Source organism: Candidatus Binataceae bacterium (genome assembly GCA_035308025.1).
Taxonomy (GTDB): Bacteria; Desulfobacterota; Binatia; order Binatales; family Binataceae; genus JAJPHI01.
This window is the reverse complement of sequence record DATGHL010000047.1, coordinates 102099-118649: the sequence shown is the minus strand read 5'-3', so window position 1 is coordinate 118649 and position 16551 is coordinate 102099. Positions and strand designations below refer to the sequence as shown.

Annotated in this window: 14 protein-coding genes; 9 read left to right on the top strand and 5 right to left on the bottom strand. The window is 63.1% G+C overall.

Translation table 11 applies throughout. The annotated features are described in order from the left end of the window. The first annotated feature begins 48 nt into the window (after window positions 1-48). The 4 genes from VKS22_14465 to VKS22_14450 all read left to right on the top strand — a co-directional run bounded on the left by VKS22_14465 (window position 49) and on the right by VKS22_14450 (window position 5550). A complete protein-coding gene (locus VKS22_14465) occupies window positions 49-1350 on the top strand; it encodes an LLM class flavin-dependent oxidoreductase (GenBank protein ID HLW71815.1) in 1302 nt (433 codons plus the stop codon). Beyond that, entirely contained in the window at window positions 1328-4765 is a 3438-nt protein-coding gene (locus VKS22_14460; GenBank protein HLW71814.1) for a carboxyl transferase domain-containing protein, read from the top strand. The genes VKS22_14465 and VKS22_14460 overlap by 23 nt, the downstream gene beginning before the upstream one ends. A 148-nt stretch (window positions 4766-4913) precedes the next feature. Continuing rightward, window positions 4914-5180 carry an AbrB/MazE/SpoVT family DNA-binding domain-containing protein gene (locus tag VKS22_14455; protein HLW71813.1) on the top strand — a complete coding sequence of 89 codons (267 nt, stop codon included), beginning with the start codon at window positions 4914-4916 and terminating at the stop codon, window positions 5178-5180. Then, on the top strand, window positions 5161-5550 hold the full coding sequence (locus tag VKS22_14450; GenBank protein ID HLW71812.1) for a type II toxin-antitoxin system VapC family toxin: 390 nt from the start codon (window positions 5161-5163) through the stop codon (window positions 5548-5550). Before VKS22_14455 ends, VKS22_14450 begins: the two co-directional genes overlap by 20 nt. Window positions 5551-5571: 21 nt before the next feature. Here the strand turns inward: VKS22_14450 and VKS22_14445 are convergent, their stop codons facing one another. From VKS22_14445 to VKS22_14425, 5 genes are all read right to left on the bottom strand, one after another. Beyond that, on the bottom strand, window positions 5572-6753 hold the full coding sequence (locus VKS22_14445) for a CoA transferase (protein HLW71811.1): 1182 nt from the start codon (window positions 6751-6753) through the stop codon (window positions 5572-5574). A gap of 164 nt (window positions 6754-6917) precedes the next feature. Beyond that, entirely contained in the window at window positions 6918-7502 is a 585-nt protein-coding gene (locus tag VKS22_14440; protein HLW71810.1) for a DUF882 domain-containing protein, read from the bottom strand. 158 nt (window positions 7503-7660) lie between these two features. Further along, a complete protein-coding gene (locus VKS22_14435; protein ID HLW71809.1) occupies window positions 7661-7960 on the bottom strand; it encodes an Hpt domain-containing protein in 300 nt (99 codons plus the stop codon). Between the two features lies 1 nt (window position 7961). Then, a complete protein-coding gene (locus VKS22_14430; protein ID HLW71808.1) occupies window positions 7962-10301 on the bottom strand; it encodes a PAS domain S-box protein in 2340 nt (779 codons plus the stop codon). A gap of 137 nt (window positions 10302-10438) precedes the next feature. After that, window positions 10439-11599 carry an aminotransferase class I/II-fold pyridoxal phosphate-dependent enzyme gene (locus VKS22_14425; GenBank protein HLW71807.1) on the bottom strand — a complete coding sequence of 387 codons (1161 nt, stop codon included), beginning with the start codon at window positions 11597-11599 and terminating at the stop codon, window positions 10439-10441. A gap of 138 nt (window positions 11600-11737) precedes the next feature. Between VKS22_14425 and queA the strand changes: the two genes are divergently transcribed. From queA to VKS22_14400, 5 genes are all read left to right on the top strand, one after another. Then, window positions 11738-12757, top strand: coding sequence for a tRNA preQ1(34) S-adenosylmethionine ribosyltransferase-isomerase QueA (queA, locus tag VKS22_14420; protein ID HLW71806.1), 1020 nt, complete (start codon window positions 11738-11740; stop codon window positions 12755-12757). Then, on the top strand, window positions 12757-13914 hold the full coding sequence (tgt, locus tag VKS22_14415) for a tRNA guanosine(34) transglycosylase Tgt (GenBank protein ID HLW71805.1): 1158 nt from the start codon (window positions 12757-12759) through the stop codon (window positions 13912-13914). The genes queA and tgt overlap by 1 nt, the downstream gene beginning before the upstream one ends. A gap of 3 nt (window positions 13915-13917) precedes the next feature. Continuing rightward, window positions 13918-14283 carry a preprotein translocase subunit YajC gene (gene yajC, locus VKS22_14410; protein ID HLW71804.1) on the top strand — a complete coding sequence of 122 codons (366 nt, stop codon included), beginning with the start codon at window positions 13918-13920 and terminating at the stop codon, window positions 14281-14283. A gap of 118 nt (window positions 14284-14401) precedes the next feature. Then, window positions 14402-16066, top strand: a complete 1665-nt coding sequence (gene secD / locus VKS22_14405) for a protein translocase subunit SecD (GenBank protein ID HLW71803.1) — start codon at window positions 14402-14404, stop codon at window positions 16064-16066. A 182-nt stretch (window positions 16067-16248) separates the two neighbouring features. Continuing rightward, window positions 16249-16485: a helix-turn-helix domain-containing protein gene (locus VKS22_14400; GenBank protein HLW71802.1), complete on the top strand. Its 237-nt coding sequence runs from the start codon at window positions 16249-16251 to the stop codon at window positions 16483-16485. Window positions 16486-16551 lie beyond the last annotated feature (66 nt).

Genomic DNA, 16551 nt, shown 5'->3' with positions numbered 1-16551 from the left:
GATTGGCAGTCGATTGTCCTGAGGCGCGGGCCTGCGAAGGGTATCGCTATGCACATAATGTATTTCACCGAGCGGCCGTACATCTACGCGCCCGAAGACGAGGTCCTGAAGCTGCAAAGCTTCTTCGGCGTGCCGAACAAATATCTTGACGCCAACAAGGGCGCGGCGCTGCTCAATGAGTATCTCGACGACAAGGTGCTCGCCGAGGAGCTGGGCTTTGACGGCGTGATGCTGAACGAGCATCATGGGACGCCGTTCTGCATGGGCGCGGTGATGGACATGGAAGCCGCAGTCTTAGCCAAGATCACCAAGAAGGTGCGGATCGTGCTGCTCGGAAATCCGCTACCGGTGGTGACGAATCCGCTGCGGTTGGCTGAAGAGCTGGCGATGATCGACATGATCTCGAACGGCCGCCTGGTGACCGGATGGGTGCGCGGCGCGGGCAGCGAGCAGTTCGCCAACAACGCCAATCCCGCTTACAACCGCGAGTACTTTAACGAAGCGCACGATCTGATCATGGCGGCGTGGACACGTCCGGGCCCGTTCCGCTGGGAAGGCAAGCACTTCCATTACCGCTTCATCAATCCGTGGGTTCTGCCGGTGCAGAAGCCGCGTCCGCCGATCTGGATTCCGGGGCTGGTGAGTCCGGAGACGCTGATCTGGTGCGCACGCCATCGCTATCCCTACCTGGCGCTTTCGACCTTTCTCGAACCGACGGTCGAGTGCTGGAACATCTACACGAAGATCGCGGCCGAGGAGGGCTATCAGGCCAGGCCGGAGAATTTCGGTTATCTGCAGAAAGTCTTCGTCGCCGAGACCGAAGAGAAGGCGCAGGAGCTGGGGCGCGCAGATCTATGGGGCGGCGGCCTGACCCATTTCGCGCGGCCGGAGTGGATGTTTCCGTCGGGCTACAACACCAAGGAAGCGACCCGCCGGATGGCGCGCCAGTTCGTCGATCCGAAGACGGGAGCGTTTGTCTTTGCGGCCGAGGCGCAGGAAAACGTCGACACGAAGGCGCTGAAGCAGTCGTTCCTCGACGCCTACCAGGGCGCGCAGGACAATCTGCAATTCATCGTTGGCACGCCCAAGACGGTGATTCCAAAGATCAAGAAAATTCTCGAAGTTTTGCGGCCGGGAATCTTTTCTTTCTGGCAGAACGACGGGCCGATTTCGACCGAAGCGCGCCGCACCAGCATGCGGCTAATCGCGCAGGAAGTGGTTCCCGAGGTGCGCGAGTACAGCAAGAAGCTCGGACTCACCGATCCCTTCCAGGTCGAACCCGGGTCGCGCAAACTCGCAGCCGGCGTTAAGCCCGAGCCGGTCGCGCATGCCGAGGCGCTCGGCGCTTGAAGCCACGGCGAGCTTGACTCTGCGGGCGCTGCTGATCGCGAATCGCGGCGAGATTGCGATTCGCGTCAGCCGCGCGGCAGTGGAGCGGGGTCTCCGCAGCGTCGCGGTCTATTCCGAAGACGACGCAAACTCGCTGCATACGCGGCGTGCCGATGAAGCCCGCGCACTGAAGGGCGTTGGCGTCGCGCCCTATCTCGACATCGATCAGATCCTCGCCGCAGCGAAGGATGCCGGCTGCGACGCGATCCATCCAGGCTATGGCTTTCTGAGCGAGAACGCCGAGTTCGCGCGACGCTGCGCCGGAGCCGGCGTCACTTTCATCGGCCCGCGAACGGAGATTCTCGAACTGCTCGGCGACAAGGTGAAGGCGCGCGCCTTCGCCCAGCGCTGCGGGATTCCGATCATTGCGGGCACCGCGAGTGCGGCCGACGTGGCCGCGATCAAGAAATTCTTTGCGTCGCTCGGCGACGACGCCGCAATCATGATCAAAGCGGTGGGTGGCGGTGGCGGACGCGGCATGCGAATCGTCCGCCGTCTCGACGAAATCGATGAAGCATATGTGCGGTGCGAGTCGGAGGCGCGTGCGGCCTTCGGTAATGGCGCGCTTTACGCCGAGCGGCTGATGCCGCGTGCGCGCCATATCGAAGTGCAGATCGTGGGCGACGGCATGGGCGCGGTCAGCCATCTGTACGAGCGCGAGTGCTCGCTTCAGCGGCGCAATCAGAAGCTGATCGAGATCGCGCCCAGTCCGAGCCTCGATGCGGGATTGCGCGAGCGCCTGCTCGCGGCAGCGATCCGGATGGCGCGCGAGCTGCGTTACAACAGCCTCGGGACGTTCGAGTTTCTCGTCGATGCGGGCGCCGGAGACGCGGGTGAATTCGCCTTTATCGAGGCGAACCCGCGGCTTCAGGTTGAGCATACGGTGACCGAGGCGGTGACGGGAATCGATCTGGTCAAGCTGCAACTGGGCATTGCGCAGGGCGCCGGGCTGGCCGATCTGGGCGCGACACAGGACGAGATTTCAGCGCCGCGCGGCTTTGCGATTCAGGCGCGAATCAATCTCGAGACGATTGGCGCGGACGGGACCGCCAAACCGGCGGGCGGCACGATTACGGTGTTCGAGCCGCCGTCGGGCCCCGGGATTCGCGTCGACAGCTTTGGTTATTCCGGCTACACGACCAGCCCGCGCTTCGATTCGCTGCTGGCCAAGCTGGTCGTGCATTCGACGTCGTCCGAGTATCGCGACGTGGTGCGCAAAACCTCGCGCGCGTTGGGCGAGTTCAGGATCGAGGGCGTCGCGAGCAATCTCGGCTTTTTGCAAAACCTCATCGGGCATCCAGACTTCGCCGCAAATCGAGTCTATACACGCTTCATCGAGGAACATCTGGAGCAACTCACCGAAGCGCGCGATCATGAGCGCCGCTATTTCGACAATCGCCCGCCGCCACGGATCGCCGGCGTCAAACTCAATTCCGCCGATCCGCTGGCGGTGCTCGCCTATGGCAAAGGCGAGGATGGCGTATCGACTGCCGCTTCTTCTGCGCCGCCCTTGACGATCAACTCTGGGGCTTCCTTAAGCGGTCCGGAAAACACGATCGCGATAAGCGCGCCGATTCACGGCACGATCGCGACGATCGCAATTGCCGAAGGCGACGAGGTGCATCAGGGGCAACAACTTCTGATCATGGAAGCGATGAAGATGGAGCACGAAATCCGCGCGAGCGTTAGCGGAATCGTGCGGCGGATCGCGGCTGCGGCGGGCGACGCGATCCGCGAAGGCCAGCCGCTGGTCTTTATCGAGGAGGCCGAAGTCGCGCGCGCGGCGAGCGCTGACGCGGCGGCCGTCGACCTCGAGCGGATTCGGCCCGACCTCGCCGAGGTGAATGCGCGGCATGCGATAGGACTCGATGAGGCGCGGCCCGACGCGGTCGAGCGCCGGCGCAAGACCGGGCAGCGCACGGCGCGCGAGAATATCGCCGAGCTCTGCGATCCGGGCAGCTTCGTCGAGTACGGCGCACTCGCGGTCGCCGCCCAGCGCCGCCGGCGCTCGCTCGACGACTTGATCAAGCGCACTCCCGCCGACGGCATGATCGCCGGGCTAGGGCGCGTCAACGGCGATCAGTTCGATGACGCGCATTCACGCTGCATCGCAATTTCCTACGACTACACCGTGCTGGCCGGCACGCAGGGCCAGCAGAATCATCGCAAGAAAGATCGCATGTTCGAGCTCGCCGAGCGGCTGCGCCTGCCGGTGGTGTTTTTCACCGAGGGCGGCGGCGGCCGGCCCGGCGACACCGACGGCATTGCGGCGACCGGACTCGAATGCCTGGCCTTCCACTACTGGGGCGGGCTCAGCGGACTCGTGCCGCTGATCGGGATCAACTCAGGCCGCTGCTTCGCCGGCAACGCCGCGATTCTCGGCTGCTGCGACGTGGTGATCGCCACGCGCAACTCGAACATCGGCATGGGCGGACCGGCGATGATCGAGGGCGGCGGGCTGGGAGTCTATCGGCCCGAGGAAGTCGGCCCGATGGAAGTTCAGGTGCCCAACGGCGTCGTCGATCTGGCGGTCGCGGACGAAGGCGAGGCGGTGCGCGTTGCGCGCCAGTATCTATCCTACTTCCAGGGCGCGACGCAGGATTGGAAGACCGCCGATCAGCGCCTGCTGCGAAGCGCGATCCCGGAAAACCGTCTGCGGATTTACGACATCCGCGCGCTGATCGAAACGCTCGCGGATAGCGGGTCGGTGCTCGAAATCCGCCGTCACTTCGGTCTCGGGATGGTCACGGCGCTGATCCGAATCGAGGGGCGGCCGTTGGGTCTGATCGCCAACAACCCGGCCCATCTAGCGGGCGCGATCGATAGCGACGCCGCGGACAAGGCGGCGCGCTTCATGCAACTGTGCGACGCCTTCGATCTCCCGCTCCTCTTTCTGTGCGATACGCCCGGCATCATGGTCGGGCCCGAGGTGGAGAAAACCGCGCTGGTGCGGCACGCGTCGCGGATGTTCGTGACCGGCGCGAGCATCACGGTGCCCTTCTTCACGATCATCCTGCGCAAGGGTTACGGGCTCGGCGCGCAGGCGATGGCGGGGGCGAGCTTCAAATCGCCGCTGTTCACGGTCGCATGGCCGACGGGAGAGTTCGGCGGGATGGGACTCGAAGGTGCGGTCAAGCTCGCCTATCGCAATGACCTCGCAGCCGTCGAAGAGCCGGAGAAGCGCAAGGTGCTCTACGAACAGATGGTCCAGCGCATGTATGACCACGGGAAGGCGGTCAGCGTGGCGTCGACCTTCGAGCTCGACGACGTGATCGATCCGGCGGACTCGCGGCGCTGGATCATGGCCGGCCTTCGCTCATCTCCGCCGCCGCCTCCGCGCACCGGCAAGAAGCGCCCGTGTATCGATACGTGGTGAGTGGCGATTAGCCGGACGGCCGCATCATGCGTTTCGCGCACGATTGCCGCGCTGCCTCAGGCGCCGACGTGATCGTGGCCGAGCTTGCTCTGTCACGTGGTGGAGCGTAAGCTAAGTCTTACCGAATCTTACCGCTTGAAGGTCAGCTATGGAAACCACGCGGCTTTCCTCGAAAGGGCAGGTGATTCTGCCGAAGTCCGTGCGCGACGCCCGTCGGTGGCGGCCGGGTACGGAGTTTATCGTCGAGCAGACCGCGGACGGAGTTTTGCTGCGGACGGCCAAGCCGTTCCCGCCGTCGCGGCTCGACGAGGTCGCCGGCTGCCTCCGCTACACCGGCAAGCCGAAGAGCCTCGGCCAGATGAAAGCGGCGATCGAGGCAGAGTTGAAGGCGCGGCGTGGTCGCGGTCGATACTAACGTCCTGGTGCGGCTCCTGACGGGCGACGAACCGGGGCAGAGCGCACGCGCCCGCGCCCTTTTCGAGCGTGAAGCGGTGCTGCTGGCGAAGACTGTCATCCTCGAATCCGAGTGGGTGCTGCGCCGGCTATATCGGTTCGGCTCGGAGCGCATCGCGGATGCGTTTGTCGCCTTGGTCGCGCTGCCCGATCTCGTGTGCGAAGACGCGGGCGCGGTAGCCGACGCGATTCAATGGCTGCGTGGCGGGATGGACTTCGCGGATGCGCTGCATCTGGCGTCAGCGCGGTCCGCCGGGCGCTTTGCAACCTTTGACGACAAGCTTGCGAAACGCGCGGCCAAGATCGCAGATATCGAGTTGATCCGTCCGTGACCCTCGGTGCTCGCGCTCGCGCTAGGCGACGATGTTTGCGGAGCGTAGTTTCGCGATCTCGTCTGCGGGTAATTTCATCTCGCGCAGTAGTTCGTCGGTGTGCTGGCCCAGGGTTGGGGCGAACGCGCGCAACTCCGACGGCGTCGCGCTGAAGCGCGCGGCCGGACGCGGTTGGCGCATCGCGCCGGCCACGGGGTGTGTACTGTCGACGATCAGATGATTCGCCGCAATTTGCGGATCGCTGAAGAGCTCGTCGCGTGAGAGCACTGGGGCGCAGGGAACCTGCTCGGCGTCGAGACGCGCGAGCCAGTCGGCAGATGATCGATTGATGAGCACCTCCGCCATCAGCTCGAGCCGCGCGTCCGCATACCTGACCCGTCCGGCGGGAGTCCTGAAACGTTCGTCGGCGAGCCACGCGGGGCGCTCGAGCGCGCGGCACAGTCCCTCCCATTCCGAATCCGAGATTGCGCCGCAGGTGATATAGCCGTCGGCGGTCGCGAAGATCAGATCGCGGGTGTTCGGCGGGCGGGTCACGTTATGCGCGGGATCGGCGAAGGTATAGGCAGCCATCGATTCGGCCCAGTGGAACGCGATGACTGCGTCGAGCATCGCGAGTCGCACATGCTGGCCCTGACCGGTGCGTTCGCGCGCCAGCAGCGCCGCGGTAATCGCCTGCGCGGCGGTGAGGGCGGTCACCTTGTCGGGCACAATCACGCGCATCATGCGCGGCCGTCCATCCGGATCGGCCTGAATCGAGGCGAGCCCGGACAGCGCCTGGATCACCGGATCGTAGGTGCGCTTATGGACGTACGGCCCGGCCTCGCCGAAGCCGCTGATAGAAACGTAAACGAGGTTGGGTTTGAGTTCGCGCAGGGCCGGCTCGCCGAGGCCCATCCGTTCAGCCGCGCCCGGACGAAAGTTCTGCACGAAGACGTCGGCGGTGCGCACGAGTTGCTTGAACAGATCGAGTCCGCGCGAAGTCTTGAGATCGATTACGACCGAGCGCTTGTTGCGATTGACGACCGCGAAAACCGGCGACATGCCGCGATGGCGGCCGGCGAGCGCGCGCGTCAGATCACCCTGCCCCGGCGGCTCGATCTTGATTACATCGGCGCCTTGATCGGCGAGCATCATGGTCGCCATCGGACCCGAGACCATCTGCGTAAGGTCGATTATGCGAAAGCCGTCGAGCGCTCCGGGCATAGGGTGCGCCTCCGTAACACTAGGCGGAGCTTAGCGGAGCCGAGCAGGCGAGTCTCCCTCGACCACGCCTCGCGGACTCGTCTGCTCGCTCTACTTCGTTCCGCTAGTCCGCCCTTGGAGCTGGTCAAGATTCTTGATCAGTGGCGGGTAAAGAAGGGATGACGCTACCAGCGGCGAACGCGGCCGGTATCGACGTGGACGAAGCCCGAGCGGGGGTAGTAGCCGACCCCACCTTCACCGATGTCGAGCGCGGCCATCTGCAGCGATTTGAGTTCGACGCCCGGCAAGTGGATGTCGGCGGCCTTGGCCTCGACGTGCATGCTGTGGCGCGCGACGCCTTCGGACTGCGCTGCGAGCCAAGCGTTCGTCGCGGCGGAGCGATAGCCCGAGATGAGATCGAAGGGCTGCGTCGCCGCGAGCTTCGCGTGCAGCTCGGTCAGCAGATCGAGCAGGCGCGGGTCAATCGGTTTGACCTCGTTGGCGCGGAAGTCGCGGAAGAAATAGTTGATCTCGTGCAGCGCCTGCGGAAGGTAGGCGCCGCGTTCCCAATAGGTCGTGCGGATGCTCTCGCCAGTGTGAACGTTGTGGAAGGCCAAGGTGCGTGGCGTCTCTATAGCAGGACCGCGCCTGCGCCGCCGACGGAGCAAGACCGGCCAAACTTGCATCCAGTCACCGGCCGCAACTGCGCCAGGAAACGCCAGCAACGCAGTACTTGCGATGGCGCTCTTGATGAAAGCTCGACGTGCCATCTCGCGCGCGGGCGCCTTCTGCGTTGCGACGGTTATTGAATCGGGAGATGGGATTAGTATCCGGGGTTGCATCATCCCGCAACTCTCGAGGCGTCGTTGCGATCGCCTTCGCTGCGCTATATGTCAGTCAAGCATAAAAGCTGATCGGGTGAAACGGCCTACTCGAAAACGATCTCGACCGCTTCGAGATACGCGGCGAGATTTTCTCCGCAGCGCCGGATCTCCGCGAGATCCTGATCGATAGCCGCCTGTTCGACCTCTGCGCCAATCTCGCTGATCCGATCGAAGCCGAAGCTGCCGCCTTCGCCCTTGATCTTGTGACCGATGCCGCGCAGCGCGGCGTAGTCGGCGGCAGCCGCGGCGGCCAGGATCTTGTCGGCGTCGGCGCGCTTGTTGGCGAGAAAACCGGGCATAAGATCGCTCAAGTCCGGGTCCACTTGAACCAGTAGTTTCGGCATTTCATCCCCCCGGCGGCGAGTCGGCTGCGACGGCCGCGGCAGTAGGCCGCGCCGCCGCGCCTGGCGCCGCGACGAATTTACGAATCGCTTCATGCAACGCGGTCTTCTTAATCGGCTTGGTCAAATGGGCGTCGCAGCCGGCGGCCAGGCTGCGATGCTCGGCATCACCCAACGCCGAGGCCGTCAACGCCAGGATGCGTCCGGCTGGCAGACCCCTTTCGCGCTCCCATTGACGGATCGCGCGCACGGCCGTGTAGCCGTCGACCACCGGCATCTGCACATCCATCAGGACCAGATCGTAGGGTGCAGCCTTGACCAGGTCGATCGCAATCTGACCGTTCTCGGCGAAGTCCAGCCGGCAAGGGATGTTTTTGAGATAGGCCTGGATCAACATGCGATTATCGGGCGAGTCGTCTGCGACCAGAATTCGCGTTGTCGCGGCCAAACCCAGTGTTACGGCTTCGGCACGAGGCGCGGAGACTTTATTGCCTGCCGAATCGCCGCCATCGGCCGAAATCGAGGCCACGCCGTTAAGCGACGGGCGTCGATGCTTCGCTTTGGCCCGGCCGCTCGGCACACCGAAATCGAGCGCGGCGCTGAAGGCGCTGCCCTGGCCGACTTCGCTCTCGACGCTGACCGCGCCGTGCATCAGTTCAACCAGCCGTTTCACTATCGCCAGGCCCAAGCCACTGCCGCCGTATTTGCGCGCGGTCGAAGAATCCGCCTGCATGAAAGGCGAAAAGAGTTCGCTGAGCTTGGCCGGCGCGATGCCGATACCGGTGTCAGTGACCGTGAACGTTAGCGCGGCTCGCGGGATGGCCGGCGCTGTTCCAGCCCACTCAGGAGCGTCAGCCCGGTTGCCGCTCGCGGCGTCGGCTACTTCGACCGTCAGCACGACGGCGCCGCGTTCGGTGAATTTGATTGCGTTGCCCAGCAAATTGATCAGGATTTGCCGCAGCCGCAACTGATCGCCCAGCAGCCGGTTGGGGGCGTCCGCAGCGATCCGCGCGCTCAGCTCGAGCGCTTTTTCGCGCGCCCGCAATTGCAAGGTCTCAATCACGCCCTCGACTAACTCACGCAGATCAAATTCCGTCGTCTCGAGATGCAACCGGCCGCTCTCGACCTTGGCGAGATCCAGGATGCCGTTGATCAGCTCGAGCAACAGATGGCCGTTGCGGCGCATGGTCTCGATATAGCGCCGCTGCTCCTCATCGAGCGGCATCTCGGCGAGCACCTCCGCCATGCCGAGGATGGCATTCATCGGCGTGCGGATTTCGTGCGACATGCTCGAAAGGAATTCGGATTTCGCCTGTGAAGCAGCGAGCGCAGCTTCACGCGCGGCCACCAGCTCGAGCTCGGCTTTGCGCCGTTCGGTGATGTCGTGGGCAAAAGTGGCGATACAAAGTTCGCCGCGCAGTTCGATGGTTACGGCGGAGAGGACGACCGGGACCAGGCGGCCGTCTTTGGCGCGCAATTCAGCCTCGAGATTTCGCACGCGGCCCGAGGATTCGAGCTCGCGCGTGAAGCGCTTTACCTGATCCGCCGATTGCCACAGCCCGATCTCCAACGGGCTTTTGCCGATGATCTCCTCGCGTGAATAACCAAAGCGGCGCGTGAATTCCTGATTGACTTCGAACGTGAGGCCGTCGGCGAGGCGATTGATCGCGATCGTTTCGAGGGCTGAGTTATAGACGGCGAGGGCGACGCGCTGGCTCTCTTCGAGCCGCTTCTGCACAGTTTCGCGCTCGACAATCTCCGCTCGCAGGCGCAACTGACTTTCCTGCAGCGCTGCAACTTGAGCTGAAAGCTGTTCGCGCGCCGCCTCGAGCTCACGCTGGGTCTGCTTGAGTTCGGTAATCTCGCGCGGGAAGGTGACGACGTATTGCTTGCCGTTGAGCTCCGCCAGACTGCCGGACATCAGCGTCGGCGTGATCACGCCAGCCTTGTTGCGCAGGGTGACTTCCATATTGTGGACGACGCCGTCGGCTTTGAGCCGGCGCACGTACTCGGCGCGCTCCGCGGGATCGACCCAGAGGCCAAGCGCGAGCGCGCTGCTTGACACAACTTCGTCGCGGCTGTAGCCCATTACCGAGGGACTGCCCATCTCGACGAAAGTGCCGTCCACTGTAGTGATGCCGATCGCCTCGGGTAACGCGTCGAAGATCATGCGGAACAGGCTAAGCTGTTCGCGGGTCTGCTCATCGATCGATTCGGGTTCGCGAGCCGCCATCTCCGCCGCAGCACGCTTGCGCTGCAGATCTTCAGCGGCGGGCGCGGAAAGGGGTTCTCGGCTAACCGGCGAGTCCAAATCAGATTCGTCGAGATTCCGCCGCGTTTCCATTGTCGTCTATGTGTGACTCTCGAACAGACCTATAGCCGGAGGTCCCACCAGGGAAATCGAGCAACAATTATACCGATCTTGACTCAGGGCCGTCGCTTGCCACATCATTTCGCACATCATTAGCACGCAGATAATCGTCAGCATACCGCCAGAGCACGGTCTAAATCCTCTATAAGGTCGTCAACGCCCTCCAGGCCGACAGATAGGCGAATCAGACCTTCGCGAATTCCTGCGGACTCGCGTGCTGCCGCCGACATCCCGGAATGAGAGGTCGTCGCCGGGCGTGTGATCAATGACTCGACGCCGCCCAGACTGGGCGCCGAGATCGGTAATTTCACCTCGCCGATAAACCTCTCAGCCGCTTTTACGCCGCCTTTTAACTCAAAACTCAGGGTTCCGCCGAAACCGTCGAAAAGTTGCCGCGCGCGCGCATGATCCGGATGGCCCTCGAGCCCGGGATAGTTCACTGCCGAAACCTTGCCGTGCCGGCTCAGAAACAGCGCGATCTTCGCCGCGCTTTCGTTTTGATAGCGCACTCGAACCGCGAGCGTCTTCATCCCTCGATGGAGCAAAAAGCACGAATGCGGGTCGAGCGATCCGCCCAGATGTCCCAAAGTGCGATTGACGCGGTCAATCAGGGCGGCGCGTCCGATGACCGCTCCAGCGACAATATCGGAGTGGCCATTCAGGTATTTGGTACAACTATGAATCACCAGATCAAATCCGAACGGAATCGGCCGAAAATTGATTGGGCTGGCAAAGGTGTTATCGATGATCGAGACGAGCCCGTTTGCGCGGGCAAAGGTGATCGCGGCTTTCAGGTCGGCCACCCGCACCAGCGGATTTGAGATTGATTCGACATAGATGGCCTTGGTTGTCGGGCGGATTGCGGCGGCCCACGACTCGGGCGAATCGCCGTCGACGAAGGTATGCGTGATTCCGAGACGCGGAAATTCTGTCGTCAACAGGTCATGGGTGCCGCCGTAGAGACAATCCTGCGCGATCATGTGATCGCCGGCGGCGAGCAGCGTCAGCAGCGTGGTCGAGACCGCGGCCATGCCGCTGGCCGTTACCAGCGCCGACTCCGCATTCTCGATCGCGGCGAGTTTCGTATGCAGCGCGACGTGATTTGGCGTATTGCTGAGCCGAATATAGCGCAGGGCGTGATAGTCCGTCTCGCCGCGGTATGCGTAGGTCGAAGACTGGAATATCGGCATACTGACGGCGCCCTCGATCAACGGGGAAGGCTCGCCGGCGTGGATCAGTTGGGTCTCGATTTGCGAACGCGTTTTTTCCAATGAAGTCCCTCCTGCCGGTTTAGGCTTCAACTTAACATGGTCGCGCAAGAGACATATCGCGGAGCCTCGGCGGCGATGATACTTTTGTCGCCAGCGCCGAGGCGGTTCCAGGCGCGGCAGTGAAATCGCCCTGAAGCGATGCGTCTTAGCCAACTTGATTACGACCTGCCCGAGGTCTTGATCGCGCACGAGCCGCTCGCCGATCGCGATCAGGCGCGGATGCTCGTGCTGGACCGGCGCACCGGTCAGCTCGAACACTCGCGCTTCTACAAGCTCACCCGTCATTTGCGCGAAGGCGATCTGCTGCTGCTCAACGATACTCGCGTCCTGCCCGCACGCCTGATCGTGCGCAAGGAGACCGGCGGCGAAGTCGAGTTGCTGATGGTGCGGCCGGCGGCCTCGCCGCGCGGCGCGTGGATCGCGCTGGCGCGAACCCATCGGCCGCTGCGGGAGGACGTCCGCTTGCTGCTGCCGGATGGCCGCGCGCTGACGGTCGCCGGTTACGAGCGGCCCGGCCGTCCGCTGATCGCGAGCGCTGACGGGACGGCGATGACGGACATCCTGCGTGAGGCCGGGGCGCTGGCGCTGCCGCACTACATCGGCCGGCCGGCAATCGACGCCGATTCGACCGACTACCAGACTATCTTTGCCCGGACTTCGGGTGCGATCGCGGCGCCGACCGCAGGCCGGCACTTCACCGAGGAGCTATTGCGGGAATTGACCGGCACCGGTGTCCGCACCGCCTTCCTGACCCTGCATATCGGACCCGGCACCTTCATCCCCGTACGCGCCGCCGAAGTCGAAGGCCACTCGATGGAGCCGGAGTGGTTTACGCTTCCACCTGCCGCGCAGAGTGCCATCGAGCTGACGCGGCGCGTCGGCGGACGGCTCATCGCCGTCGGGACGAGCACCACGCGCGCGCTCGAGTCGTGGGCGATTACTGGCGACGCCGAAGGCTTCACCGGCCTGTTTATCTATCCGGGCTTTCGTTTCAAGCTGGTGGACGCGATGATCACCAACTTCCATATGCCGCGCAGCACGGTGCTCGCCCTCGTGATGGCGTTGGCGGGGCGCGAGACTATCCTGAAGGCCTACGGCGAAGCGATTCGTCATCGCTACCGCTTTCTCAGTTACGGCGACGCGATGTTGATCCTGTAATGTCCGCCGCCAGCCCGATCAGTTTCGAGGTGCGCGCACTCGATGACGGCGCCCGACTCGGCCGCCTCGTCACGCCGCACGGCGAGATTACGACGCCGGCGTTTATGCCGGTCGGCACGCGCGCCGCGGTCAAGGCGATGGCGCCTGACGAATTGTCCTCGATGGGCTATAGGCTGATCCTCGCCAACGCCTACCATCTGGCCGTGCGGCCCGGCGCGGAACTCGTGCAGGAGCTCGGCGGCGTCGCGCGCTTCATGGGTTTCAAAGGCGCGGTGCTGACCGACTCGGGCGGCTTCCAGGCCATGAGCCTCGCGAAAATCAACTCGATTAGCGAGGAGGGCGTGCGCTTTCGCTCTCATCTTGACGGCGCGCCGTTGATGCTGACGCCTGAGAGCGCGATCGAGATTCAGCAAAAGCTCGGCGCCGACGTGATGATGGCGCTCGACGAATGCACGCCCTTTCCGGCCGATCATCGGCGCGCCCGCGCCTCGCTGGAACTCACCGCGCGCTGGGCGGAGCGCTGCGTGCGGGCGCGCACGAACAACACGCAGGCGCTGTTTGGCATCGTTCAGGGCGGGATCTATCCGGATTTGCGGCGGCTCAGCGCCGGTCAGATCTCCGCGCTCGACTGCGACGGCTTTGCCACCGGCGGACTGTCCGTCGGCGAGCCGCGCGAAGCGATGCGCGAAATGGCCGCGCTGACGGCCTCGCTCCTGCCGGCGGGGAAGGTTCGCTACCTAATGGGGGTCGGCACGCCCGAAGATCTACTCGCGGCCATCCCGATGGGCTATGACCTGTTCGATTGCGTGCTGCCGACCCGCAACGCCCGCAACGGCGGCGCGTTTACCAGCGAAGGCAGGCTGTCGATCAAGCGCGCCACCTACGCGCGCGATGAACGGCCCCTCGATCCGCGATGCGACTGCCGTCCCTGCACGACTTTTTCGCGCGCCTATTTGCGTCACCTGCATATCTCGGGTGAAATATTGGCGGCGCGGGCCTTGAGCGAGCACAATTTGTATTTCTATAGCCACTTGATGCGCGAGGCGCAGGCTGCTATCGCATCACGCACTTACCGCGCGTTCGCCGCGCATACGTTGAACCTGCTCGGACGCGGCGCCGAAGGAAGTGGTCCCGGAGCCGGTGGCGCTGGAGATTAATCGATGTGGTTTGAAGGAATCGCGTGGGCGCAGGCCGCCGCGGCGAGCGGCGCGCCGCAGGACTTATTCGGTCAGATCATCACCAACCCGGTGGTCCCGATCGCCTTCATCTTTATCATCATGTATTTTTTGCTCTTGCGGCCCCAGACCAAAAAAGCCAGCGATCTGCGCAAGATGCTCGACTCGCTCAAGCGCAACGACGAGGTCGTGACGACCGGCGGCCTGATCGGCAAAGTGGCCGAACTGGATGACCGGCTGGTCACGCTCGAAATTGCGCCTAATGTCCGCGTGCGGGTCGAGCGCACACAAATAGCCTCAATGTCGAGCTATGCCAGAAGCTCGAAACGCGAAAAGAGCGACAAAAACTGAGCCGTCGCGCAACGACGCCACCGAATGTAACCCGCGCAAAGTTAAAGCCAGCAGTGTCATTCTGAGCGCAGCGAAGAATCCCCACGGATTCAGACAAACCGATTAAGAGACCTAACCTATGGACGCCGGCAGCCAGAATCCCATTACCATTGTCGTTCTTCTCGTCATCGCGATCGCCTTCCTGTGGCTGCACTTCACCAATGGCAGCGGCAGTATCCGGATGGTTTTGGCGGCCGTGCTGGTGGCCGCGAGCCTTATCCTCCTGATTCCGAGTTCCGGCGTCGTGCTCCCGGACCCGTTGAAGGCGCTCGACGCCCTGCCCAAAATTCAGCTCGGTCTGGATTTGCAGGGCGGCACGCATCTGCTGCTCGAAGTCGAGATCGATGACGCCGTCAAGAGCGCGTTGCGCCGGCGTGGCGAGGATCTCAAGCGCGAAATCAAAGACAACAAACTCTCGGTCCCGACCGTTACGCAGAATAGCGACGGCGCACTGCTGATCCAGCTCACCAACCCCGACGAGCGTTCGGCCTTCCTCGATACGGTCGCGAAGGTCGCGCCCGACCTGACGCTTTCGACGGCGTCCAGCGCGGCCGGCGGTGTCGCCTATACCGCAGTCTTCAAGGACCGCGACCTCATCGCTACCCGCAGCAACGCGATGGAGCAGGCGCTCGAAACGATTCGCAACCGGATCGATCAGTTGGGCGTGCGCGAAACCACCGTCGCGCGCGAAGGGGACAACGACATTTTGGTGCAGTTGCCGGGCATTCAGGACCCGGAGCGGGCCAAAGAGCTGATCGGTAAAACCGCGGTCCTTGAATTCAAGCTGCTCGATAACAAACACAATCTCGCTGACGCTTTGAACAGCGGCGCGCCGCCCGGCGATGAGATCCTCTATGGCCAGCCGCGCCCCGGCGGCGCGGAACCCTATCTGGTCGAGTCGCAGGTTCTGATGACGGGCGAGACCGTCACCGACGCGCGTGTGCGTCCCGGCGGCCATCTCGAAGGGCCTTACGTGTCGGTCGAGCTCGACGCCCAGGGGGCTCAGGTCTTCGCCAATCTGACCACCGACAATGTCGGCCGCAATCTCGCGATCGTCCTCGACAATACCGTCTATTCCGCCCCGGTTATCAAGGAACCGATTCCCGGCGGCCACGTGCAAATTACCGGCAATTTCAGCTTCGACGAAGCCCACTCCCTCGCGATTGTGCTGCGCTCCGGTGCGCTGCCCGCGCCAGTCAAGATTATTGAGGAACGCACCGTAGGACCCTCTTTGGGCCGCGATTCGATCCGCCAGGGCGAGCTGTCGTTCGTCGTCGGCGCCGTTGCCGTGCTCGCCTTCATGGCCCTCTATTACAGTGGCGCCGGACTACTCGCCGATTTCGGCCTCACGCTCAACATTCTCATGCTGATGTGCGTGATGGCGGCGATGCAGGCGACTTTGACGCTGCCCGGGATTGCGGGAATCGTGCTCACACTCGGCATGTCGGTGGACGCTAACGTGCTGGTCAACGAGCGGATGCGCGAGGAGTTGCGCATGGGCAAATCGGCGCGCGAAGCAGTCAAAGCGGGGTACGAGCGCGCCTGGTCGGCGATTCGTGATTCGAATATCTCGACCTTTGTCGCGGGCTTGATTCTGTTTCAGTTCGGCACGGGACCGGTCAAGGGTTTCGCCGTGACATTGTGCGTCGGGGTCCTGACCGGCGTCTTTTCCTGCTTCGTCGTTACGCGGGCCTGGTACGACTGGAAGATCGGAATGAGAAGATTAAACACCCTTAGTGTTTAATCAACCTTATATAGACTATATAAACATTATACGCAATAATCCCCTGTCAGTGTTTTTTGACGCTGCGGAAGGGTTTCGTGCCGCTCGCGATGGCGGTTGGTCACAAGATTTGCCAGAATGCCCGAGCGTCATAGATAAAATCGACGTTAATTGCCGAAGATAATTACGAAGATAATTGAACCATGAAAATTGCGCTTGATTCGAGGCGCCGGGCCGAGACCACCATGGCCGATAAAGATGACATCCTGTTGAACTCGCGCGAGGTCGCTTTTCTGCTCGACGTCAGCCCGGACACGGTCAACGAATTCGCTCGCCGCAATATCCTGCCCGCGTTCAAGAAGGGCCGCCAGTGGCGTTTTCGGCGGCGCGACATTATCTCTTTCAAACGCCAGATGCGCGGGATTAACGTCGCCGCCTGAGTCGCGCATCGTCGCGGTGGTGGTGCGGAGGCCAAGGGTAAAATTTTAACATCAGAGGCTGGCGGG